Origin of the sequence: Campylobacter sp. JH23 (genome assembly GCF_017846595.1) — a bacterium.
In the GTDB taxonomy this organism is placed as follows: domain Bacteria; phylum Campylobacterota; class Campylobacteria; order Campylobacterales; family Campylobacteraceae; genus Campylobacter_D; species Campylobacter_D coli.
This window is the reverse complement of record NZ_JAEQBP010000004.1, coordinates 14,983-36,591: the sequence shown is the minus strand read 5'-3', so window position 1 is coordinate 36,591 and position 21,609 is coordinate 14,983. Positions and strand designations below refer to the sequence as shown.

Annotated in this window: 22 protein-coding genes, 3 tRNA genes and 2 pseudogenes; 15 read left to right on the top strand and 12 right to left on the bottom strand. The window is 31.8% G+C overall.

Going from position 1 to position 21,609, the window contains the following annotated elements:
* Positions 1-59: 59 nt before the first annotated feature.
* Positions 60-503 (bottom strand): GatB/YqeY domain-containing protein, encoded by a 444-nt coding sequence (locus KAR88_RS04575; protein WP_002777611.1) that lies wholly within the window; start codon positions 501-503, stop codon positions 60-62.
* 16 nt (positions 504-519) lie between these two features.
* A complete protein-coding gene (locus tag KAR88_RS04570) occupies positions 520-1,539 on the bottom strand; it encodes a bifunctional 3,4-dihydroxy-2-butanone 4-phosphate synthase/GTP cyclohydrolase II (RefSeq protein ID WP_002777613.1) in 1,020 nt (339 codons plus the stop codon).
* Between the two features lie 106 nt (positions 1,540-1,645).
* Between KAR88_RS04570 and KAR88_RS04565 the strand changes: the two genes are divergently transcribed.
* Together KAR88_RS04565 and KAR88_RS04560 are read left to right on the top strand one after the other, a co-directional pair.
* Positions 1,646-1,720 (top strand) — tRNA-Gln (locus KAR88_RS04565).
* A gap of 31 nt (positions 1,721-1,751) precedes the next feature.
* A tRNA-Met gene (locus KAR88_RS04560) sits at positions 1,752-1,827 on the top strand.
* A gap of 217 nt (positions 1,828-2,044) precedes the next feature.
* Here KAR88_RS04560 and KAR88_RS04555 read toward each other — a convergent pair.
* A tRNA-Phe gene (locus KAR88_RS04555) sits at positions 2,045-2,120 on the bottom strand.
* A 140-nt stretch (positions 2,121-2,260) separates the two neighbouring features.
* On the opposite strand from KAR88_RS04555, the gene KAR88_RS04550 reads away from it, so the two are divergent.
* Together KAR88_RS04550 and KAR88_RS04545 are read left to right on the top strand one after the other, a co-directional pair.
* Positions 2,261-3,604 (top strand): TrkH family potassium uptake protein, encoded by a 1,344-nt coding sequence (locus tag KAR88_RS04550; RefSeq protein WP_002786100.1) that lies wholly within the window; start codon positions 2,261-2,263, stop codon positions 3,602-3,604.
* Positions 3,605-3,616: 12 nt separating this feature from the next.
* Positions 3,617-4,267 carry a TrkA family potassium uptake protein gene (locus tag KAR88_RS04545; protein WP_002777618.1) on the top strand — a complete coding sequence of 217 codons (651 nt, stop codon included), beginning with the start codon at positions 3,617-3,619 and terminating at the stop codon, positions 4,265-4,267.
* On the opposite strand, the gene KAR88_RS04540 is transcribed toward KAR88_RS04545, so the two are convergent.
* From KAR88_RS04540 to gltX, 4 genes are read right to left on the bottom strand one after another with little or no spacing between them, the layout of a single operon-like run.
* The gene (locus KAR88_RS04540) at positions 4,268-4,939 is read right to left on the bottom strand and encodes a menaquinone biosynthetic enzyme MqnA/MqnD family protein (RefSeq protein ID WP_002788400.1); all 672 of its coding nucleotides are present in this window, start codon (positions 4,937-4,939) and stop codon (positions 4,268-4,270) included.
* A gap of 5 nt (positions 4,940-4,944) precedes the next feature.
* Entirely contained in the window at positions 4,945-5,571 is a 627-nt protein-coding gene (gene upp / locus KAR88_RS04535; protein ID WP_002788402.1) for a uracil phosphoribosyltransferase, read from the bottom strand.
* Positions 5,568-6,803: a malic enzyme-like NAD(P)-binding protein gene (locus KAR88_RS04530; RefSeq protein ID WP_002782010.1), complete on the bottom strand. Its 1,236-nt coding sequence runs from the start codon at positions 6,801-6,803 to the stop codon at positions 5,568-5,570. The genes upp and KAR88_RS04530 overlap by 4 nt, the downstream gene beginning before the upstream one ends.
* On the bottom strand, positions 6,803-8,194 hold the full coding sequence (gene gltX / locus KAR88_RS04525) for a glutamate--tRNA ligase (RefSeq protein WP_002777625.1): 1,392 nt from the start codon (positions 8,192-8,194) through the stop codon (positions 6,803-6,805). The genes KAR88_RS04530 and gltX overlap by 1 nt, the downstream gene beginning before the upstream one ends.
* A 64-nt stretch (positions 8,195-8,258) precedes the next feature.
* On the opposite strand from gltX, the gene KAR88_RS04520 reads away from it, so the two are divergent.
* Entirely contained in the window at positions 8,259-9,074 is an 816-nt protein-coding gene (locus KAR88_RS04520; protein WP_002777626.1) for a hypothetical protein, read from the top strand.
* A 27-nt stretch (positions 9,075-9,101) separates the two neighbouring features.
* Here the strand turns inward: KAR88_RS04520 and KAR88_RS04515 are convergent, their stop codons facing one another.
* Both KAR88_RS04515 and accB read right to left on the bottom strand, forming a co-directional pair.
* On the bottom strand, positions 9,102-10,433 hold the full coding sequence (locus tag KAR88_RS04515; protein WP_192801310.1) for an acetyl-CoA carboxylase biotin carboxylase subunit: 1,332 nt from the start codon (positions 10,431-10,433) through the stop codon (positions 9,102-9,104).
* A 1-nt stretch (position 10,434) separates the two neighbouring features.
* Entirely contained in the window at positions 10,435-10,890 is a 456-nt protein-coding gene (gene accB, locus KAR88_RS04510; protein WP_002777628.1) for an acetyl-CoA carboxylase biotin carboxyl carrier protein, read from the bottom strand.
* A 158-nt stretch (positions 10,891-11,048) separates the two neighbouring features.
* Between accB and dcd the strand changes: the two genes are divergently transcribed.
* The 4 genes and pseudogenes from dcd to KAR88_RS04490 all read left to right on the top strand — a co-directional run bounded on the left by dcd (position 11,049) and on the right by KAR88_RS04490 (position 15,103).
* Positions 11,049-11,609, top strand: coding sequence for a dCTP deaminase (gene dcd, locus KAR88_RS04505; protein WP_002788404.1), 561 nt, complete (start codon positions 11,049-11,051; stop codon positions 11,607-11,609).
* Positions 11,610-11,658: 49 nt separating this feature from the next.
* A complete protein-coding gene (gene pseB / locus KAR88_RS04500; RefSeq protein WP_192801879.1) occupies positions 11,659-12,663 on the top strand; it encodes a UDP-N-acetylglucosamine 4,6-dehydratase (inverting) in 1,005 nt (334 codons plus the stop codon).
* A 1-nt stretch (position 12,664) separates the two neighbouring features.
* Complete coding sequence (gene pseC / locus KAR88_RS04495; protein WP_002831276.1) at positions 12,665-13,795, top strand: UDP-4-amino-4,6-dideoxy-N-acetyl-beta-L-altrosamine transaminase; 1,131 nt, start codon at positions 12,665-12,667, stop codon at positions 13,793-13,795.
* Positions 13,788-15,103: pseudogene (locus tag KAR88_RS04490) on the top strand (DUF4910 domain-containing protein). Before pseC ends, KAR88_RS04490 begins: the two are co-directional and overlap by 8 nt.
* On the opposite strand, the gene KAR88_RS04485 reads toward KAR88_RS04490, so the two are convergent.
* On the bottom strand, positions 15,086-15,829 hold the full coding sequence (locus KAR88_RS04485) for an AAC(3) family N-acetyltransferase (RefSeq protein ID WP_002786088.1): 744 nt from the start codon (positions 15,827-15,829) through the stop codon (positions 15,086-15,088). The pseudogene KAR88_RS04490 and the gene KAR88_RS04485 sit on opposite strands and share 18 nt — an antisense overlap.
* A gap of 90 nt (positions 15,830-15,919) precedes the next feature.
* Between KAR88_RS04485 and KAR88_RS04480 the strand changes: the two genes are divergently transcribed.
* The 6 genes from KAR88_RS04480 to KAR88_RS04455 are packed head-to-tail and all read left to right on the top strand — an operon-like array spanning position 15,920 to position 20,280.
* Positions 15,920-16,150: an acyl carrier protein gene (locus tag KAR88_RS04480; RefSeq protein ID WP_002781997.1), complete on the top strand. Its 231-nt coding sequence runs from the start codon at positions 15,920-15,922 to the stop codon at positions 16,148-16,150.
* Positions 16,147-17,040, top strand: a complete 894-nt coding sequence (locus KAR88_RS04475) for a class I SAM-dependent methyltransferase (protein ID WP_002786084.1) — start codon at positions 16,147-16,149, stop codon at positions 17,038-17,040. Before KAR88_RS04480 ends, KAR88_RS04475 begins: the two co-directional genes overlap by 4 nt.
* Positions 17,033-17,449: a VOC family protein gene (locus KAR88_RS04470; RefSeq protein WP_002791673.1), complete on the top strand. Its 417-nt coding sequence runs from the start codon at positions 17,033-17,035 to the stop codon at positions 17,447-17,449. Before KAR88_RS04475 ends, KAR88_RS04470 begins: the two co-directional genes overlap by 8 nt.
* Positions 17,446-19,008, top strand: a complete 1,563-nt coding sequence (locus KAR88_RS04465) for an HAD family hydrolase (protein WP_002791671.1) — start codon at positions 17,446-17,448, stop codon at positions 19,006-19,008. The genes KAR88_RS04470 and KAR88_RS04465 overlap by 4 nt, the downstream gene beginning before the upstream one ends.
* Positions 18,998-20,059: a beta-ketoacyl-ACP synthase III gene (locus KAR88_RS04460; RefSeq protein ID WP_002777640.1), complete on the top strand. Its 1,062-nt coding sequence runs from the start codon at positions 18,998-19,000 to the stop codon at positions 20,057-20,059. The genes KAR88_RS04465 and KAR88_RS04460 overlap by 11 nt, the downstream gene beginning before the upstream one ends.
* The gene (locus KAR88_RS04455; RefSeq protein WP_002777644.1) at positions 20,059-20,280 is read left to right on the top strand and encodes an acyl carrier protein; all 222 of its coding nucleotides are present in this window, start codon (positions 20,059-20,061) and stop codon (positions 20,278-20,280) included. The genes KAR88_RS04460 and KAR88_RS04455 overlap by 1 nt, the downstream gene beginning before the upstream one ends.
* 13 nt (positions 20,281-20,293) lie before the next feature.
* Here the strand turns inward: KAR88_RS04455 and KAR88_RS04450 are convergent.
* Positions 20,294-21,507, bottom strand: a pseudogene (locus KAR88_RS04450) (DUF2920 family protein).
* A 12-nt stretch (positions 21,508-21,519) separates the two neighbouring features.
* A partial coding sequence (locus KAR88_RS08850) for a DUF2920 family protein (protein WP_148562784.1) occupies positions 21,520-21,609 on the bottom strand: 90 nt, incomplete at its 5' end.

Sequence of the window (21,609 nt, the reverse complement as noted above, 5' to 3'; positions counted from 1 at the left end):
CAAATTATAACAATAATTCAATCTTTTATTTAGATAAAATATAAAAAAGTTTGAAAATTTTAATTTAAAAGCTCTCTAAGTGTTACATTTAATCTTTTTCCATCCACCCTTGCTCCAAATTTAGCCTTTGCTTCTTTCATCACCAAACCTTGATCTTTTAAAGAACTAACCCCTAAATTTGCAATCATTTCTTTTAAAGCTGCTTGCAATTCCTCATCGCTTAATTGCTGAGGTAAATAACTTTCAAAAAGTGCTATTTCTTTTTGTTCTTTTTGTGCCAAATCCTCTCTTCCACCTTTAGAATAAAGCTCGATAGCATCTTTGCGCTTTTTAATCTCGCTTGCGATAATTTTTAAAATTCTTTCATCACTTAGCTCTATTCTTTCATCTACTTCGACCTGTTTAAACGCGGCATTTAGCGTTCTTAAAGTATCGCGTTTAAAATCATCTTTTTGCTTCATCGCTTCTTTGATATCATTTAATATCTGCTCTTTTAAATTCATTGTATATCCTTTTATTTTAGTTAAAATTACAAATTTTAAGATTTAAACCAAAGCCTTTTAAGCCTATATAATCCTTATCACAACTTTGCGACATAAGCTTAATCTCTTCTATGCCAAAATATCTTAAAATTTGCGCACCTATACCATAATTTTTAAATTGAGTTACACTTGATTTTTCACCCTGCATAAAAACTATCACTCCTCCATTTTCACTCAAAAAACGAATTTGATCTAATAATTTAGAAAATTTATCAGAGGTTAAAAGCTCAAAATCACTTCCGCTAATATGAAATTTAACATTTTCACATTTTTGAATTTCTTTAAATGCAAATGCTATATGCTGAGCATTATTATGATCTGTAAAAATGAATTTTTGTGCTTTAAAACCTGCTAAAATAGCATCACTTTTTTCTTGTAATTTAATAAGACTTTCATTTTTTAAGCGATATTCTATGATATCAGAAACAGCTATCATGTTTAGATTATGCTTAGTACAAAATTCTTCCAAATCACTTCTTCTTGCCATATCTCCATCATCTTTAACAATCTCACAAATCACGCAAGCTTGTTTAAGCCCTGCTAAATGACAAAGATCAACCGTTCCTTCTGTATGGCCTGTGCGCTCTAAAACACCGCCTTTTTTGGCTATCAAAGGATTTATATGTCCAGGGCGTACAAAATCACTCGCTTTTGCATTATCGTCTGCAAAAATTTTTATCGTCATATCTCTTTCATAAGCACTTACACCTGTAGTTGCATCTTTTGCATCCACTGTGATTGTAAAGGCTGTTTCATGATTTGAAGTATTTTTGGGCACCATCAAAGGAAGTTCAAATTTTCTTGCAAGTTCTTCTGCGAGTGCTACACACACAACCCCTCTAGCTTCTTTTATCATAAAATTTACTTTTTCTTTAGTGCTAAATTGAGCTGGAAAAATCAAATCTCCTTCATTTTCTCTATCTTCTGCATCTACCATTACAAGCATTTTTCCTTCTTGTAAATCCTTAATTGCTTGTTCAATGCTTACAAACTTCATTTATAATCCTTAAAATATTATTTTTTTTAAAATTATAACTTCATTTGCTTGACAAATAAATTAAAATTGATTATAATCTCGTTTTTACTTTTTAAAAATTAAATATTGGGGTATCGCCAAGCGGTAAGGCAACAGGTTTTGGTCCTGTCATTCAGGGGTTCGAATCCCTTTACCCCATCCACGAACTAAACTTCAAACACAAATTTGATTGTCGCGAAGTAGAGCAGTGGTTAGCTCGTCGGGCTCATAACCCGAAGGTCGGGAGTTCAAATCTCCCCTTCGCAACCAAAACTTATCCATAACTTTAAATCTTAAATATGCAAAAATGATTTATTTTAATTTTCTAGAATTTTATTTTTTAACTAAAAAAAATCGCATTATAAAATAATATAAAAAATAAATTTATAACTAACACATAAGATATAATATGATATAAATTTTTAAATAAAATTTGATGAAGAACTTAGGAAGAAATTAAAGTCATTTTTAATAAAAAATAAAATGATGGTGGTTAGAGGCAGAATCGAACTGCCGACACGCAGATTTTCAGTCTGCTGCTCTACCGACTGAGCTATCCAACCGAGTCATCTTTAAAAATAAAGTGTAATTATACTTTTTTTTCTTTAATTTAAGTTTAAATATAAAAATAAAATTTTATTTGCCTTAAAGTTTTAATCCGATAGAATAGTCGGTTTAAAATTAAAAACCAATGAGGATTTTTTTGAAACAATTTGGCTTAGACAGACGAACTTTTAAAATTTTGCTAGCAGGATATATTGTCATTGCTTTACTTGGCGCTATTCTTTTGCATTCAAGTTGGGCTCATACAAGTCCTATTAGTTTTATCGATGCTTTTTTTACTAGTACTTCAGCTGTGAGTATGACTGGACTTATTGTTAAAAATACAGCAGTTGATTTTACCTTGGCAGGACAAATTATTATTTTAATTTTAGTTCAAATTGGCGGCTTAGGTTATATGAGTATAGGGCTTTTTGTTTACTTGATTATACGCAAAAAAGTAGGTTTTAATGGTAGAAACTTACTTAAAGAATCTTTATTTTATCCTTCCATGGAAGGACTTTTTAAATTCTTTAAAAAAGTTTTACTATTTATTTTTACAATAGAACTTATAGGCACTATACTTCTTACCATGCGTTTTGCACTTGAGATGAATTTTGGTAAAGCCTTATGGTTTGGATTTTTTCATTCAATCAGTGCTTTTAATAATTCAGGTTTTACTATTTTTGAAAATGGACTTCTTGCCTATAAGCACGATGTAGCTATTAATCTCATCTTTACTTCTCTTATTATCATTGGTGGACTTGGATATTTTGTCTTAGTTGAATTGTATTTTTTTCAAAGAAAAAGACTGCAAAATTTAAGCCTACATACCAAAGTAGTTATTATGGCAACCCTTTTTCTTATCATTTCTTCAACACTTATTATCTTTCTTTTAGAGTATGCTAACCCAAAATCCATAGGTAGCTTTTCTCTTTTTGATAAAATTTTGAGTTCTTATTTTATTGCGATCAATTACCGCACAGCAGGATTTAATACACTCGATATGAGTGGCTTGCATGATGCAAGCTTATTTTTTGGCTCTTTATTTATGGTGATTGGAGGAGCACCGGGTGGAACAGCAGGGGGAATGAAAATCACAACTGTTGTGGTGCTTTTGTTTTATGCTTACTGGAGCATTCGCAATGGAAGGGTAAGAATTTTCAACCACGAAATTCCACAAGAGATCATTTCAAGAGCATTTATTATAGCAGTGGGTTCGGCTGTTTATATAGTTATAGCGGTTATTTTCCTTTCTTTGCTAGAATCAGAATTTAATTTTATCCATCTGCTTTTTGAAACCTCATCAGCATTTGCAACAGTGGGAATTTCGGTAGGAGATGGGGGAGATCTTTCGCTTTGTGCTTTATTTAGCAATCCAAGCAAAATTATTATTATTATTATGATGTTAAGCGGAAGGATTGGTGTTTTTGCGTTTTTACTTTCTGTATTTCAGCAAGATAAAGCGATACATATCAAATTTCCTAAAGGAAAAATCTATTTATAAAGGTTAAATATAATGAAAAAGCTTAGTTACGGGGTTATAGGACTTGGAAAATTTGGATCCGTAGTCGCAGATGAGCTTCTTGCTGGAGGACATACTGTAATCATAGCCGATAAAGATGAAGAAGCTTTAAAAAGTATACAAAATTCACCAAGCTATGCCTATATCTTGGATTCTACCAATATTTCAGCACTCAAAGAAGCGGGTTTTCATGATGTAGAAGTCGTGATTGTAAGCATAGGTGAAAATGTTGAAAAATCCATACTTACTCTAATGGCTCTTAAAGATATAGGAGTAAATAATATTATCGCAAAAGCCACTTCTAACATTCATGGGCAAATTTTATCCAAACTTGGGGCTACAAAAGTAATCTATCCTGAAAAAGAAAGTGCTAAAAAGCTTGTAAAAGATTTTTTAACCAAAGATGCAGATTATGAGGTTTTTGATCTATCGGCTAATACTATCCGTGCTATTAAAATCACTATAGATGACAAATTAGCAGGAAATTCATTAAAGCACATTGCACAAAATATGAGAGTTATTAGCTATAAAAAACTTAATACAGACTGGGAAATATTGCCTGATTTAGAAACAACTACTGTTTATGGTGGTGATGTTGTAATCTTACTTGGAACGGTTAAAGAGCTTAGAGAATTTGAGCATTAATTAAGTAAGATTTAAAGCCTTGCAAACCTTTATAAAACGCTTTAAGGCTGCTTTTTCTTTGGTGGAAATTTTATGATATATGATTTCATCTAAATAATATCTAATATCTTTTATATCTAAATCCCTTGTTTTAGCATAATTTTGGAGTATATAATAAGGAATTTTAATCTTTGTTTTTGGAAATTTTTTTAAGATTTGTTTATATAAAGCTTTTTTTTGCACACATGAAAACCTAGCAAAAACAAAAGGCAGGCCTGTTTTTTCATGCCATTTTGTGCACAAATCAGTATACCTAGAAGGATCTTGTAAATAAAGTTTTAAAGCCTTATCACCTATAATCACCCTCCCCTCTTGTTTTAAAACCTTAGCTAAAGCATTAGAAGTTGCCGAGCTTGGATCTTTAGCATTGGGTGTATTTTTTTCTACTAAAACACTTAAAACTCTTTTATTGGCACAAATACCCAAATCTAAATTTTTATATTTTTTTCTAGCGCTTTCTATACTTGAAACAATAGCTGCATCAATTCTTCTATAAAATAAATCTTTATTTAGCTTACTTGGAACTCCTTTTTTATGCTCCATACTTGCTTTAAAACCATTAGGTAAAGGATATTTCTTAAGATATATATGCAAAGGTAAAAGATTAATATAATCAATTTTTCCAAAAATCATCTCTTTTAAAGAGTGTTAAACACTCTATCTCCTGCATCTCCAAGCCCTGGGATAATATAACCTTTTTCATTTAAACCTTCATCAATACAAGCCACAAAAACTTCTACATCATCATGCATTTGGCTAAATTTTTGCAAACCTTGTAAAGCAGCAAGTATGGATATAAATTTTATTTTTTTAACTCCTTGGCTTTTTAAAAAATTACAAGCCTCTATAGCAGTCCCACCTGTAGCAAACATAGGATCTATAACAATAGCGGTGCGTTTTTTTGCATCTTTAGGAAGTTTTTGAAAATAAAAATCCGCCTTGAGAGTTTTTTCATTTCTAACAAAACCCAAAAATCCTACACTAGCATCAGGAATAAGTCTAAAAATACTATCAAGCATACCCAAAGCTGCCCTTAAAATAGGGCATATCATAATCTTTTCATCTAATCTTTTTACCTTAGCATTAGCAACAGGGGTTTGAATTTGTGTTTCTTTTAAACATAAATCTTTAGTCGCTTCAAAAAGCAAGAAAGTAGAAATCTCATCAATGAGCATTCTAAAATGGAAAGGTTTAGTTTCTTTATCGCGCAAAAACCCTAATTTATGCTCTATCAAAGGATGGCATATGTGATGAATATTTTTCATTTTAAACTCTCAAAATATGTTTTCTCATCAAATTCCTTAAGCAAAGCTACCCCATCTTTTACAGCCGCAGCAGCTACCGCAGTACTTACAACAGCCTTAACCCTCTCATCAAAAGGTTTTGGGATAACATAATCCTTTCCAAATTCTAAATGGCTTATCTTATAAGCATTTTTAACCGCATCACTTACAGGTAATTTTGCCAAATCTGCTAAAGCTTTTGCTGCAGCTACTTTCATATTTTCAGTAATTTTTGTCGCACGCACATCTAAAGCCCCACGAAAAATAAAAGGAAAGCCTAAAACATTATTGATTTGATTAGGATAATCACTTCTTCCCGTTCCTACAATAGCATCTTTTCTAAGCCTTGCCACATCTTCAGGCATCACCTCTGGAATAGGATTTGCCAAGGCAAAGATAACAGGATCTTTTGCCATAGACAAAATCATCTCATCATCTAGTATCTTTGGTGCACTAAGCCCCAAGAATACATCCGCATCTTTCATAGCCTCTTTTAAAGTATCTGCTTGCGTATCGCTTACAAATTCAAGCTTGTATTGATTTAAGTCTGTTCTTTTTTTATTGACCACACCCTTACTATCTACAAGAATGATATTTTTAACACCTAAATTTCTATACATTCTAGCACTAGCAATACCCGCAGCTCCTGCTCCACTTACAACAACTTTAATCTCTTCAAATTTTTTACCACTTATCTCCATAGCATTCATAAGCCCTGCGGTTGAGATAATAGCGGTTCCATGCTGATCATCGTGCATTACAGGAATTCCTAAATCCTGCAAAGCCGCTTCGATTTCAAAACATTTAGGTGCTGAAATATCTTCTAAATTGATTCCGCCAAAAGTAGGTGCTATGGCTTTACAAAAAGCAACAATTTCTTCAATGCTGTGTGCTTCGATTTCTAAATCATACGCATTTACATCAGCAAATTTTTTAAACAAGCAAGCCTTACCTTCCATAACCGGTTTAGAAGCTTGCGCGCCGATATTTCCAAGACCTAAAACCGCAGAACCATCACTAACGATAGCTACTAAATTCGCTTTGTTTGTATAAGTATAAGCAAGCTCATTATTAGAAGCAATTTCAATGCAAGGTTCTGCAACACCTGGACTATAAGCCAAAGATAAATCATGACTTGAATTCATAGGTTTTGACGGCTTTATATCTATCTTGCCTCCTAAGTGATATCTTAAAGCCTCTTCTTTTAAATTCATTATTTTCCTTTAAAATCTAAAAATTTTTTTATTCTTTTTTTACATTCATTGACCCCTAAAAACTCTAAAACTTCAAAAATGCTAGGACTAACCGCACTTCCTGTTAGAGCTATGCGTATAGGTTGAGCCAAATCTTTTAATTTTACCTCATTTTTTTGTAAGAATTCGTTAGTAAATTCTTCAAAATCTTTTGCACTTTTCTCTTCATTTAACTCATTTGCATAGTTTTGAAGCAATAAAAGATTGTTTTCGTTTATAAATTTATTTATAGCATTTTCATCATAATTTTGTGGCGCTTCAACGATACTTTTAGCTCCGCTAATAATTTCAAGTAAAGTTTTTGCGCGCTCTCTTAATAAATCGAGTAAAAATCCTGCTTTTGTATAAACGCTTAGATCAAAACCAAGATCTTTTAACTGACGATTGATTTCTTCAAAAGGCAAAGTCTTGATATAATGAGCATTGAGCCATTCAAGTTTTTTAAAATTATAACAAGAAGCACTTTTGTTGATATGATTAGGATCAAAAAGCCTTTTAAGATCTTCTAAAGAAAAAACCTCATCATCGCCATGGCTCCATCCTAAACGCACTAAAAAATTTAGCAAAGCTTGAGGTAAAATTCCCATAGCCTTGTATTCCATCACATCGGTTGCTCCGTGTCGTTTTGAAAGCTTTTTACCATCTTCTCCATGTATCATAGCCACATGGTAAAATTTAGGAATTTCAAATCCTAAAGCCTCATAAAGCACGATTTGTTTAGGAGTATTTGAAAGATGATCATCCCCTCTAATCACATCGCTTACTCCCATTAAAGCATCATCAATTACAACTGTAAAATTATAAGTAGGACTTCCATCACTTCTTGCTATGATAAAATCATCTAAAATATCTTCTACTTTAAATTTCACTTCCCCTTTAACACCATCTATAAAGCAAATTTCACCCTTTTGAGGAGCTTTTATACGCACCACGGGTTCTATATTTGATGGTGGAGTTCCTGTAAAATCCCTGTATCTGCCATCATATCTTGGGCGTTCTTTGGCCGCTTCTTGTTTAGCACGGAGTTCGTCAAGCTCTTCTTTACTCATATAACAATAATAAGCCTTGCCCTCATCCAAAAGTTTTTGTATGTATTTTTTATAAAGATCAAAGCGTTCAGACTGGTAAGTTACCTCACCATCATAATCCAAACCACACCATTTAAAGGCTTCTATGATAGCTTGCGTAGCTTCTTTGGAATTTCTTTTTAAATCCGTATCTTCTATACGAAGTAAAAAATTGCCCTTATTTTTTCTTGCATACAAATAACTATAAAGAGCGGTTCTTAAACCACCTATATGCAAATATCCTGTAGGGCTTGGAGCGAAACGAGTCGTAAGTTTTCCTGTCATTTTTTGCCTTTTCTTAAATTTTAATTGATATAATGCGATATTTACACTTAAATAAAGGTTTGAAATGAAAAAAATTTTACTAAGTTTTGTATTTTTTATAAGCTTAACTCATGCAAATACTATAAATGCTATTGCTGTAGTGGTAGATAAAGAGCCTATCACAACCTATGATATAGAACAAACCATGAAAACCCTAAATATACCTAAAAATCAAGCCTTGGGGATTTTGATTAATGAAAAAATGGAGCTTTCACAAATAAAACAATTTGGAATTTATACGAGTGAGCTTGAGCTTGATAATGCCATTGGTAAAATGCTAGCACAAAATAAAATTTCACTTGAAGACTTTAAAAGAGATTTACAAGCTAAGGGGCAAAATTACGAACAATTTCGTAGCAATTTTAAAAAAGATTTTGAAAAAAGAAAACTTTATGAAAAAATTGCCAGCACAGCTAAAACCGATTTTAGCGATGAGGGAGCTAAAAAATTTTTCGAACAAAATAAAAATAAATTTACACTCTTTACCGAAATTAATGTAAATATCTATCGTTCTAACAATGCACAAGATTTAGAAAATATAAAAGCTACCACAAAAACTGCACTTAAAGCAGAAAAAGCCACCCTCACTCCTAATAATTCAGATCCAAGACTTTTAGGACTTTTATCATCTATACCCATAGGAAGCTTTTCTCCGGTTTTAAATTCGCAAAAAGGTTATGAAATTTATCAAGTAAAGGATAAAAACGGAGGACAAACTCCAGAATATTATCAAATTAAAAATGAAATACTCAATGCTTATGTAAGCGAGCAAAGACAAAATTATATACAAGATTATTTCGATAAATTACGCTCAAAAATCAATATAGAGTATTTAAGATAAAATCAAGATGGAAAAAATCCATCTTGATTAATGTCTAGCAAGATAGTTGGTATCGTAATTATTACTAATAAAATCAGGATTATCCATCATTGCAAGATGAAAATCTTTAGTAGTTTTAATCCCACCTATAATCAGCTCATCCAAAGCTACTTTCATTTTTGAAATGGCTTTGTTGCGATCTTCTGCCCAAACCACAAGTTTTCCTATCATAGAATCATAATACGGCGGCACACTGTAGTCTTGATAACAATGGCTTTCCATTCTAACATTGCGCCCTGCAGGTGGAACATACTTGATAATCTTACCTGGACTTGGCAAGAAAGTCTTAGGATCTTCAGCAGTGATTCTACATTCTATAGAATGTCCTTTTAACTTCACATTTTCTTGAGAAGGTAAAGCATAGCCTTCAGCTACTTTAATCATTTGTTCAATGATATCAATCCCGCTCACCATTTCGCTCACACAATGCTCAACTTGCAAACGCGTATTCATCTCTATAAAATAAAAATCCAAATTTTTATCCACCAAAAATTCAAAAGTCCCTGCGCCTTCATAGCTTATAGCCTTAGCAGCCTTTACTGCTGTTTCGTGAAGTCTTGCGCGAGTTTTTTCATCGAGTAAAATTGCTGGAGATTCTTCTATAAGTTTTTGGTGGCGTCTTTGCATAGAGCAATCCCTCTCACCAATATGAATCACATTGCCAAAACTATCTCCTATAACCTGCACTTCTATATGGCGTGGATTTTGTATATATTTTTCCATATACATAGTCCCATCACCAAAAGCTGTCATCGCTTCACTTTCAGCTGACCAATATGCTTTTTCAAGATCTTTTTCATTTTCAACCACACGCATACCACGACCTCCGCCTCCAGCTGCTGCTTTTAAAATCACAGGATAACCGATCTCTTTAGCAAGTTTTTTAGCCGCTTCAGCACCCGCTAAAGCTCCATCACTTCCTGGTATAACAGGAACTCCTGCTCTTTGCATAACTTGCTTAGCTTTTGATTTATCACTCATCAAATTCATAGCTTCAACCGAAGGCCCTATAAATTTGATATTGTGTTTAGCACAAATTTCAACAAAAGTTTGATTTTCGCTTAAAAATCCATAACCTGGAAAAATCGCATCCGCTTCTGCAATTTCAGCTGCTGTAATAATAGCTGGGATATTTAAATAGCTTTCAGAACTTCTTGCTTTGCCTATACAAATGCTTGCATCAGCGTATTTTAAATACAAAGCATCTTTATCTGCTTCAGAATAAACGCAAATTGCTTTTTTTCCCATTTCTTTAATCGTTCTTAAAGCACGCAGTGCTATTTCTCCACGATTAGCAATTAAAATGCTTTTAATTTCCATTTTATAATTTCTCCACCGTAAATAAAGGCATACCAAATTCTACAGGCTGACCATCTGCAACTAAAATTTCTACTATTCTACAATCAAATTCAGCTTCAATTTCATTCATGATTTTCATCGCTTCGATGATAGCAATAGTATCGCCTTTTTTAACCGAACTGCCCACTTTTACAAAAGGAGCTGCACCTGGGCTTGGAGCTTGATAAAAAGTTCCTACCATAGGGCTGTTTATACTTGGTTTATTTGATTTTGCACTTGAAGGCTGTGCTTCATTAACTACATTAACATTAATAGGCTGTGGAGCTGGAACAGGTGGGCAAGCCAAAGGAGCTGGAACATCACAACACATATCTCTTTCAAGTTCGATTTCAAATCCATCTTGCTCTTTGATTTTTATTTTACTGATATTAGCCTCGGCAAACAAATTTACTAATTCTTTAATCTCTTCTTTTGTCATATTTTCGTCTCCTGATTTTAAGAACTTAATCTAGTATTATATTAAAAAACTTGAAATTTAACTTTAAAAAATAAAATTTCACGCTTAAAAGTTTCATAAAATATAAAAAATAAGCTATAATCCAAAAAAAATTATGTTTAAAAATAAAGGTATATTAAATGGGCTTAAAAGCGGATAATTGGATAAGAAAAATGGCATTAGAACACAAGATGATCGAACCATTTTGCGAAGCAAATATAGGAAAAGGTGTGGTAAGCTATGGACTTTCAAGCTATGGTTATGATATACGCGTAGGGCGTGAGTTTAAAATTTTTACCAATGTTAATTCAACTGTAGTGGATCCAAAAAATTTTTTAGAAGAAAATGTGGTGGATTTTGAAGGTGATGTATGTATAGTTCCTGCAAATTCTTTTGCACTTGCTAGAACTATAGAGTATTTTAAAATGCCTGATGATGTCTTAGCTATTTGTCTTGGCAAAAGCACTTATGCAAGATGTGGCATCATCGTCAATGTTACCCCTTTTGAACCAGGTTTTGAAGGACATATCACTATAGAAATTTCAAATACTACGCCTTTACCTGCAAAAATTTATGCCAATGAAGGTATAGCGCAAGTGTTGTTTTTGCAAGGCGATGAAAAATGTGACACCACTTATAAAGATAAAAAAGGCAAGTATCAAGCTCAAACGGGTATAACCTTACCAAGAATTTTAAAATAGGAACACTTATTGCTTTAATTTTAAAAAAACTTAAACAAAGGAAGGCAAAATGTTTAACAAAAAAAATATCTTAATCACAGGCGGAACAGGCTCTTTTGGAAAAACCTATACTAAGGTTTTATTAGAAAATTATAAACCTAATAAAATCATCATTTATTCTCGTGATGAGCTTAAACAATTTGAAATGGCAAGCGTTTTTAACGCTCCTTGCATGCGTTATTTCATAGGAGATGTAAGAGACAAAGAGCGTTTAAGCACTGCTATGCGTGATGTGGATTTTGTTATACATGCTGCTGCGATGAAGCATGTGCCTATTGCTGAATATAACCCTATGGAATGTATAAAAACAAACATCCATGGCGCTCAAAATGTGATCGATGCTTGCTTTGAAAATGGGGTTAAAAAATGTATCGCTCTTAGCACAGACAAGGCTTGCAATCCTGTAAATTTATACGGTGCAACCAAACTTGCAAGCGACAAGCTTTTTGTCGCTGCAAACAATATAGCAGGTAACAAACAAACACGCTTTGGTGTTACAAGATATGGCAATGTTGTAGGTTCAAGAGGATCGGTAGTACCTTTCTTTAAAAAGCTTATTGAGCAAGGTGCTAAAGAACTTCCTATCACCGATACAAGAATGACTCGTTTTTGGATCAGCCTTGAAGATGGAGTGAAATTTGTGCTGAGTAATTTTGAAAGAATGCACGGAGGAGAAATTTTCATCCCTAAAATTCCTTCGATGAAAATCACCGATCTAGCTCATGCTTTAGCTCCTAATTTAAGTCATAAAATCATAGGTATCAGAGCAGGAGAAAAACTACATGAAATCATGATTTCAAGCGATGATAGTCATTTAACTTATGAATTTGAAAACTACTATGCCATAAGCCCTAGCATTAAACTTGTAGATAAAGATAATGACTTTAGTATCAATGCCCTAGGCGAAAAAGGACAAAAGGTAAAAGATGGTTTTTCTTATAGTTCGGATAATAATCCTTTATGGGCAAGCGAAAAAGAACTTTTAGAAATCATCAATCACACCGAAGGTTTTTAAAATGCTTACTTATTCTCATCAAAACATCGATCAAAGCGATATAGATGCGCTTACAAAAGCTTTAAAAGATGAAATTTTAACAGGGGGTAAAAAGGTAGATGAATTTGAAGAAGCCCTTTGTGAATATGTGGGCGTAAAACACGCTTGTGTATTAAACTCAGCCACTTCAGCCCTTCATCTTGCCTATACAGCACTAGGCATCAAAGAAAAAATCGTTTTAACCACTCCTTTAACCTTCGCTGCTACGGCTAATGCGGCTTTAATAGCTGGAGCTAAGGTAGAGTTTATCGACATTAAAAACGATGGCAATATTGATGAAAAAAAACTAGAAGCAAGACTTTTAAAAAATAGTAAAAATATAGGAGCTATTAGCGTGGTGGATTTTGGGGGAAATAGCGTTGAAATAGATGAAATTTCAAGCCTTGCTAAAAAATACAATATCCCTTTAATCGATGATGCAAGCCATGCTTTAGGTGCCTTATATAAAAGTGAAAAAGTAGGAAAAAAAGCCGATCTTTCTATCTTTTCTTTTCATCCTGTTAAACCCATCACTACTTTTGAAGGTGGGGCTGTGGTGAGTGATAATGAAGAGCTTATCACCAAAATCAAGCTTTTAAGAAGCCATGGCATAATTAAAAAAAGGCTTTGGGATAGCGATATGGTAGAACTTGGCTATAATTACCGCTTAAGCGATGTTGCTTGTGCTTTAGGGATAAACCAGCTTAAAAAACTCGATCACAATCTTGAAAAAAGAGAAGAAATCGCAAGTTTTTACGATAAAGAATTTGAAAAAAATCCTTATTTTTCCACGATAAAAATCAAAAATTATAAAAAAAGCTCGAGACATTTATATCCTATTTTGCTTTTTCCTGAATTTTATTGTCAAAAAGAAGAACTTTTTGAAAGCTTACTTCATGCAGGAATTGGCGTGCAGGTACATTATAAACCAACTTATGAGTTTAGTTTTTATAAAAAACTCTTAGGGGAAATCAAACTCCAAAATGCGGATAATTTTTACAAAGCCGAGCTTAGCATACCTTGTCATCAAGAAATGAATCTAAAAGATGCAAAATTTGTAAAAGATACTTTATTTAGCATTCTTGAAAAAGTTAAAAAGGGATATTGTGGATAAGCTAGACTTTAGAAGCCAAGATTTTAGCCAAACTGGAAAGGCTATGTATGAACTAGCTTGTGAACTTTTTCCCATCCCTAGAAGTATCACAGGACAAGGTTTTAGAGCTAGTTTAGAAATTTTAAATAAAACTCTGGGGGGGGGATACTCAAATTTCACTCTATAAAAAGTGGTACAAAGGTTTTTGACTGGATAGTCCCTGATGAATGGAACGCCAAAGAAGCCTATATTATCACTCCAGAAGGAGAAAAAATTTGTGATTTTAAAAAGCATAACTTACACCTTCTAAATTATAGCGAAGCTATCGATCAAGAAATCGAACTAGAAGAACTTCAAGATCATCTTTACTCCATAGAAGAAATGCCCGATGCTATTCCTTATGTAACGAGTTATTACAAAAGACGTTGGGGATTTTGTCTCACGCATAATGAAAGAAAAAAACTCAAAAAAGGCAAATACAAAGTCTATATCAATGCGAAACATGATGAAAATGGGGTTTTGGATTATGCTGATTTTATCCTACCTAGTACGCAAAATTCAAAAGATGAAATTTTAATTTCAACCTATCTTTGTCATCCTTCCATGGCAAATAATGAGCTTAGTGGCCCTGTGGTGGCTATTTTCCTAGCAAAATGGCTTTTGAGTTTAAAAGAAAGAAAATATAATTACCGCTTTGTCATCATCCCTGAAACCATAGGGTCTATAGTCTATCTTAGCAAACATTTAGAGCATTTAAAAAAATATGTTAAAGCAGGCTTTGTGCTTTCTTGCTTAGGCGATGATCATGCTTACTCACTCATACATACACCTAAAGAAAACACTCTAAGCGATAAAGTTGCCTTGCATACGCTTAAAAATAAAGAAAATTTCAAAGCTTTTAGTTTTTTGGATCGTGGAAGCGATGAAAGACAATACAATGCTCCGCTTGTAAATCTTGGCATTGTAGGAGTATGTCGCACAAGATACCTAGAATACGAACAATACCACACCAGCAAAGATGATCTCAATTTTATCTCTGAAAAAGGTTTAATGGGTGGACTTCAAAGCATACAAGAAATGATTTTAAATCTAGAAATCAACGCCGTATATAAAAACACCATAGTATGCGAGCCCAATCTTGGCAAAAGAGGACTATATCATACCCTTAGCACTGCCAATGACATTCCTTTAGCTTGTAATTTTCTAGCTTACTGTGATGGAGAGAATGATATCATCGATATAGCCAATATCTTAAATATGCAAGCTTATGAATTTAAAGAACTTTTGGAAAAAATTTTAGAATATAAACTTTTAAGCATAATTCATTAAATTTTTAGCATGATTATCTTCAATATCCTTAACAATTACATCATATGCCTTAGATAAATCGATTTTCTTAATACAAAGATTTTCAAATTTTTTAAGCTCCATCACATTTTCTTTTATAAAAAGATTTTCCAAACCATTAACATCTGTTAAAACTCCATCTTTACGAACAAACATATCATAAGTTTTCAGTTGCGTAAATCCTTTTTCGTCTGTATATAAAGCCTCAAAACTTTTGTTAAAACGATAATCGACTTTTAAACACTCTTCCACATAATGCACAAAAGTAAAAGAATCTTGCAAAGGCAAATTTACAATAATCATTTTTGCATTATTTTTATGCATAAAAGCAAAAGGAGAATTATTATCAAAAGCTCCCTTATTCTCAAGCACAACAAGTTCTTTTTGAAATTTTCCAGCAACCGCAAAAGAATAAATAGGGTGTTTTGTTCTTCTAAAATCATCTCTTTTAAGAGCTATATTACCTAAAGCTCCAGTTTGTGATTTAGAATTTAAAATATCATATGCCAAACCTTTACAAAAATCCCAATTAAAAGTATGAATAGCTAGTGTATCTACATTATCTTTCATACAATCTAATAAAAAATTTAATTTTTTTCTATTATCTCCATCTATATTTTGCAAAAATTGCATCAAATTCCCTGTAAATAAAATAAAATCATCTTTATTTAACTCTAAGAAATTTATAAATCGTATTATCTTTTCCATGTTAAAACCTAAATAAAATATTTTATAATTAATGAAAAATTTTATGATACAATATATTAATTTTAAACATTCTTAAGAAAGTGGTATACAATGGAAAAACAATTTTATGAAATTTTAGAAAATATACTTGAAACCAAAGTAGATGAAAATACAAATTTAAGCATGGAAAACTGCAAGAACTGGACTTCTTTAGCTCATATTGATATCATCATGAGTTTAGAAGAAGAATTTGAAATCAAATTTAACAAAGAAGATTTAAGTCTCTTAAAATCTCAAAGCGCTTTACTAGAAAAAATTCAAACCCTAAAGGCAGAAAAATGAAAGAAAATATTGAAAAATTATTTCAAGCCATCGCTCAAAAAAATCCTATCCATTCTAAATATCTTAAAAAAATTGAATTTTCACAAGAAGACGAAGAGGAATTTGATAAATTAATTTCTTATTATATTCAAGATGGTATCAGCATAGAAGAACAATGCGATTGTTATTTATTGATCCTTAACGATACTTTAGAAGAAACAAAATTTTTCATAGAAAATGGGGCTTATCGTTATTCTAGCTTTGATGAAGTTAAGGATAAAGTTTATTTTAATGAAAGCTATATGAAACAATACATGATAGGCCTAGCTCTTTCTTCTTTTGTTTGGATAGCTCATATTAAAGTGAGAAAGTACTTTTCACAATATTTAAAAAATTTTACTCCAAAAACAACTTATTTTGAAATAGGCCCTGGCCATGGAGAATATTTTGCAAGAGCAGTTAAAAGTGGTAAATTTTCCGCCTTTTATGGACTTGATATCTCTCCAACAAGTTGCGAACTTACTCAAAAAATGGTAAAACAACAAGTAGGGGGATTGATTACAAAATGTGATTTTTTATGTCAAGATTTTTTTACTTATGATTTTGATAAAAAAGCTGATTTGATAGTGATTGGAGAAGTGCTAGAACACGTAGAAAAACCTCTTGAATTCCTTAAAAGATCTAAAGAACTTCTTAGCGATGGAGGGGAAATTTTTGCAACTATTCCTATCAATGCTCCTGCTATTGATCATATTTATTTATTTTCCCATCCTGATGAAGTTAAAGATTTGATAGAAAAATCAGGCTTAAAGCTTAAGACTTATGAATGTTTTATGGCAAATGATTATAGTTTAGAAAAAGCATTGAAATTTAAAAATGCTATCACTATGGCAGTAGTTTTAAATGCTTAATACAACACTCAATTTACCCCTTCATCATATAGGCGTGGCTTGTAAAAATTTAGAAAAAGAAAGGGAATGTTTTTTTAAACTAGGTTTTTATAAAGAATCAGAATTTATAGATGAAAAACAAGGGGTAAGAGGCGAATTTATCATTCCTTGTAATGAAGCATTTCCACAGTATAGATTTGAACTTTTGCAAAATTTAAACGATAAAGGACCGCTAGATAGCTATTTAAAAAATAATACCAAAATGTATCATTTAGCCTATGAAAGTAAAAACATCGCCCAAGATTTAATTCTTTTGGAACAACAAGGAGGCATTTGTATTGTTCCTATTATGCAAGCAAGCTATTTTGCTAAACTTTGTTTTATCATGATGCCAAATAGGCTTTTAATCGAACTTGTGGAGCTAAAATGAATCTTTTTTCACCCCATTTAAAACGCAATGAGCTTATAAAATTCGCCAAAGAATTAGACTTTAACAAAAGTCAAGATCTTCTTATTAATGTCCATAGAAATCATGCTTTTGAAGGAGTGCAAAGTATCATTGCTCCTTTTTTACATTTTGCTAATTTAAGAGCTGAGTTTAATTTCAGCTCTTATGATGATAGCTTGAGTTTTGATAACTTTAAAGAAGCTAGTTTAGAACTTTTATGGCTAGATTTAACCCGCTATAAAAATAATGTGCAAAATTTTATAGAAGAAAGACTTTTAGAACTAAGAAAAATTTCACAAAACCCTATTTTAGTTCTTAGTTTAGGAGAATTTAAAACAGATAAAAAAATTTTAAATTGTGAAATTTTTAACATAGAAAAACTCATAAAAGAGTATTTTGATGAAGAAGATATTTTAGACTTAGCTAAAGAAGAACTTACAGGCTCTAAGCTTAATAATAAAGCCTTGATTTTTTTAGCACAAATTTTAGGACTTAGTCTCATCCCTGCACTTGTAAAACCCGCTCTTAAAGCTCTTGTACTTGATCTTGATAATACCTTGTATCAAGGAATTTTAGGTGAAGAGGGTATAGATAATCTTAATTTAAGTCCTTTGCACAAAACCTTACAAGAAAAAATTAAAACTTTTAAAAAACAAGGGTTTTTACTTGCCCTAGCTTCAAAAAATGAAGAAAAAGACGCAAAAAAACTTTTTGAAATAAGGAAAGATTTCATCTTACAATGGGATGATTTTGATGCTAGAATGATCAATTGGGAGCCAAAAGGTGAAAATATCTTAAAAATTGCTAAAAAATTTAATATAAATACTAACGCTATGCTTTTTATAGATGATAATATCGCCGAGCTTGAAAATACGAAATTTACAGGCGTTAAAACACTTTTATGCGATGAAAATATACTTTATAAAATCAAACTTTTTCCTAATCTTTTAAAACTTTCAAATACCAAAGAAGATCAAATTCGTGCCAAAGATATAGCAGCCAATGCTTTAAGAGAAGAGCTTAAAAGCTTAAGCGATGAAGAATATTTTCAAAATCTTGAAATCAGCTTAAATTTTAGCAAAAATGATCTGCAAAATATCCCTCGCATTAGCGAACTTTTAGGCAAAACCAATCAATTTATCGCTAATTACACACGCTTAAATCAAGAAAAAGTCGCACAACACATGCAAAAAGAACTCATTGTAAGTGTGAGCATGAGTGATAAATTAAGCGATAGTGGGATTATCGCTATTTTTGTTTTTTCTTGCAAAGAAGGAAATTTATTTATCGATGATCTTTGCATTTCTTGTAGGGCTTTAGGTAGAAAACTTGAAACTAGAATGTTTTTTAAAGCCTTTGAACTAGCTTTACATTTCTTTGATCTTAAAAACAATAATGCAAGGCTTTACTATCAAAAAGGCGAAAGAAATATGCCATTTTTGAGCTTTTTAGAACAAATTTCTAAAGAAATTGAAAAAAACTCAGCCCTTGTTTCATTTCAAAATTTAAACTTTAAAGGACTTATAATCCATGAAAACTAGATTTGATAAAGCCAAAATTTCAGGCATTTGCGTAAGCGTACCTGAACATAAAATTTGCATTGATGATGAGTTAGAAAGCGTTTTTTCAAATGATATTAAAACCCTTAAAAGAATGAAAAAAGTCATAGGCTTAAAAACACGTTATATTTGTGATGAAAACACTTGTGTAAGCGATCTTGGTAAACACGCAGCCAATACACTTTTACAAGGTTTAAATATAGATAAAAATAGTCTTGATGCACTCATCGTAGTAACTCAAAGTCCTGATTTTTTCATGCCTTCTACGGCTTGTTATTTACATCAGCTTTTAAATTTAAGCTCTAAAACCATAGCTTTTGATTTAGGGCAAGCTTGTGCAGGGTATTTATACGGCTTATTTGTCGCTCATTCTTTAATACAAAGTGGCTTAGGTAAAATTTTACTCATTTGTGGAGATACTTTAAGCAAATTCATCCACCCTAAAAATATGAATTTAGCCCCTATTTTTGGCGATGGAGTAAGTGCAACTTTAATTGAAAAAACGGATTTTAATGAAGCTTTTTTTGAGCTTGGAAGCGATGGAAGACATTTTGATAAACTCATCATTCCAAAAGGTGCGATGAGAATACCTAAAGCAGATATTTTCAACGATGATTCACTCATGCAAACTGAGGAGTTTAGACAATTAGAAAATCTTTATATGGACGGAGCAAATATTTTTAATATGGCTTTAGAATGCGAACCTAAAAGCTTTAAAGAAATTTTAGAATTTTCCAAGGTAGAAGAAAAAGACATTGCTTTTCATCTTTTTCATCAATCTAATGCGTATTTGGTTGATTGTATTAAAGAAGAATTAAAACTTAATGATGATAAAGTTCCTAATTTTATCATGGAAAAATACGCTAATTTAAGCGCTTGTTCACTACCTGCCCTACTTTGCGAACTAGATACTCCAAAAGAATTTAAAGCGAGTTTAAGTGCTTTTGGTGCAGGGCTTAGCTGGGGAAGTGCGGTGTTGAATTTCAAAGATTTATACACAAAAGATATTTTAATTTACACAAAGGAGAAATAATGACAAAAACTGAATTTTTAGAAGAGCTTAAAGAAGCTATGCATAGAGATGAAGACTTAAATGAAGATATGCTACTTGATGATATAGATGAGTGGGATAGTTTGGCTTTTGTATCTGTGATGGTGCTTTATAAAAATCTTTTTGCTTTAAAAATCACAGCCGAGGACTTGAAAAATTGTCAAAAAGTGAGTGATTTAATCAATTTAGCAAAGCTTGATTAAAACCTTAAAGGTTTTAATCTTTTATCTCTAATTCAAATTTATCTCCCACATCTTTAAAAGTAAACACTTTATTTCCACAAGGATAAGAGATGGAATTTTCTTGCATGAAAGATTTTCTTCCTTGTAGTTTTTCAAGCATTAAAGGAAGTTCTTTTCTAAATAAGGCTTTATCAGGTATACCACAACCATGATCTAAATTTTTAATAAATTTTCCATCAATTTTATTTTCATCTATCAAATTTAAGCTTACATCGTAACCTAAAATTTTTAATATTTGCATGGTTTGTTCTTTAAAATTTGCTGGAGTTAAAGGATCTTCTTTACTATGATAACTCACATAAATAATATTTTTATTTTTTTGACTTTGCAAAATCAAATGATCCTTATTTAACAATGTTCTAATAAAATAATTTTCATTATTAAAAAAATAAGGTGAATTTTCTTTACGCGTCCAGTGGGTTTTTAGAAAACATTGTATTAAAATATGCGAACTATTTAAAACATAATCACAACCGCTCTCCATTTCTCTTCCTAAAATATAATTTAAAGGTGGAACAGCCGAACCCGAATTATCAATCACGCCATCCACATACCAAGGAGCTATTTTTGCTATGAGTAAAGATAGGTATCCTCCATAAGACCCCCCCCATAAATTTTTGGTAAATCTGCAAGTTTTGGAAAGCGTTTAACTAGATCTTTTAAAGCATTGATATGATCAATAGCTGCCATAATGCCAAAATTTTGATAATCTCCATTAGGCGGGATAAAATCACAAGAAAGTCCTATTTTTTGGCTTTCATCAACCAAACCTGCTTGTTTAATTTCTCCAGCTCTTTGCTCGATAAAAGGGATAATTTGTTCAAAATTATCTTCATTAGCTAGTAAATGTCCCAAATTAATATTTTTTAAAATATTATTAATACGCTCCAAATCATCTTTGTTTGGAATAAGTTTTGGATTATACTTTTGATCAATACTTTGTCTTGCACAAAAACAATGATAAAAAACATGCACTGCTACAACATCAAAATTTTTAGCAATATAATTTCTATAAGAGTCTAAAAAATATATATTTGCATTGGCTCCATAACCTCCTATTATAAAAACTATAGCTTTAATCTCTTTTTCATCATCATAACTTATACGGTATTCAAGCTTACTGGTTCTTTTAATACCTAGTTCTACATCATCACAAGAATCGATTTCAAAGCTTTGGTTTATGAGCATATATTTTCCTTTTTAATTAATGATCAATTTTAACTGATTTTCTACATCTTTAAAAGTAAACACTTTATTTCCACAAGGATAAGAGATGGAATTTTCTTGCAT

Coding starts and splice junctions, on each gene's coding strand:
- KAR88_RS04575 (WP_002777611.1), bottom strand. CDS start 503: ATGAATTTAAAAGAGCAGATATTAAATGATATCAAAGAAGCGATGAAG.
- KAR88_RS04570 (WP_002777613.1), bottom strand. CDS start 1,539: ATGAAGTTTGTAAGCATTGAACAAGCAATTAAGGATTTACAAGAAGGA.
- KAR88_RS04545 (WP_002777618.1), top strand. CDS start 3,617: ATGAAAAAGCTTAGTTACGGGGTTATAGGACTTGGAAAATTTGGATCC.
- KAR88_RS04540 (WP_002788400.1), bottom strand. CDS start 4,939: ATGATTTTTGGAAAAATTGATTATATTAATCTTTTACCTTTGCATATA.
- upp (WP_002788402.1), bottom strand. CDS start 5,571: ATGAAAAATATTCATCACATATGCCATCCTTTGATAGAGCATAAATTA.
- KAR88_RS04530 (WP_002782010.1), bottom strand. CDS start 6,803: ATGAATTTAAAAGAAGAGGCTTTAAGATATCACTTAGGAGGCAAGATA.
- gltX (WP_002777625.1), bottom strand. CDS start 8,194: ATGACAGGAAAACTTACGACTCGTTTCGCTCCAAGCCCTACAGGATAT.
- KAR88_RS04520 (WP_002777626.1), top strand. CDS start 8,259: ATGAAAAAAATTTTACTAAGTTTTGTATTTTTTATAAGCTTAACTCAT.
- KAR88_RS04515 (WP_192801310.1), bottom strand. CDS start 10,433: ATGGAAATTAAAAGCATTTTAATTGCTAATCGTGGAGAAATAGCACTG.
- accB (WP_002777628.1), bottom strand. CDS start 10,890: ATGACAAAAGAAGAGATTAAAGAATTAGTAAATTTGTTTGCCGAGGCT.
- dcd (WP_002788404.1), top strand. CDS start 11,049: ATGGGCTTAAAAGCGGATAATTGGATAAGAAAAATGGCATTAGAACAC.
- pseB (WP_192801879.1), top strand. CDS start 11,659: ATGTTTAACAAAAAAAATATCTTAATCACAGGCGGAACAGGCTCTTTT.
- pseC (WP_002831276.1), top strand. CDS start 12,665: ATGCTTACTTATTCTCATCAAAACATCGATCAAAGCGATATAGATGCG.
- KAR88_RS04485 (WP_002786088.1), bottom strand. CDS start 15,829: ATGGAAAAGATAATACGATTTATAAATTTCTTAGAGTTAAATAAAGAT.
- KAR88_RS04480 (WP_002781997.1), top strand. CDS start 15,920: ATGGAAAAACAATTTTATGAAATTTTAGAAAATATACTTGAAACCAAA.
- KAR88_RS04475 (WP_002786084.1), top strand. CDS start 16,147: ATGAAAGAAAATATTGAAAAATTATTTCAAGCCATCGCTCAAAAAAAT.
- KAR88_RS04470 (WP_002791673.1), top strand. CDS start 17,033: ATGCTTAATACAACACTCAATTTACCCCTTCATCATATAGGCGTGGCT.
- KAR88_RS04465 (WP_002791671.1), top strand. CDS start 17,446: ATGAATCTTTTTTCACCCCATTTAAAACGCAATGAGCTTATAAAATTC.
- KAR88_RS04460 (WP_002777640.1), top strand. CDS start 18,998: ATGAAAACTAGATTTGATAAAGCCAAAATTTCAGGCATTTGCGTAAGC.
- KAR88_RS04455 (WP_002777644.1), top strand. CDS start 20,059: ATGACAAAAACTGAATTTTTAGAAGAGCTTAAAGAAGCTATGCATAGA.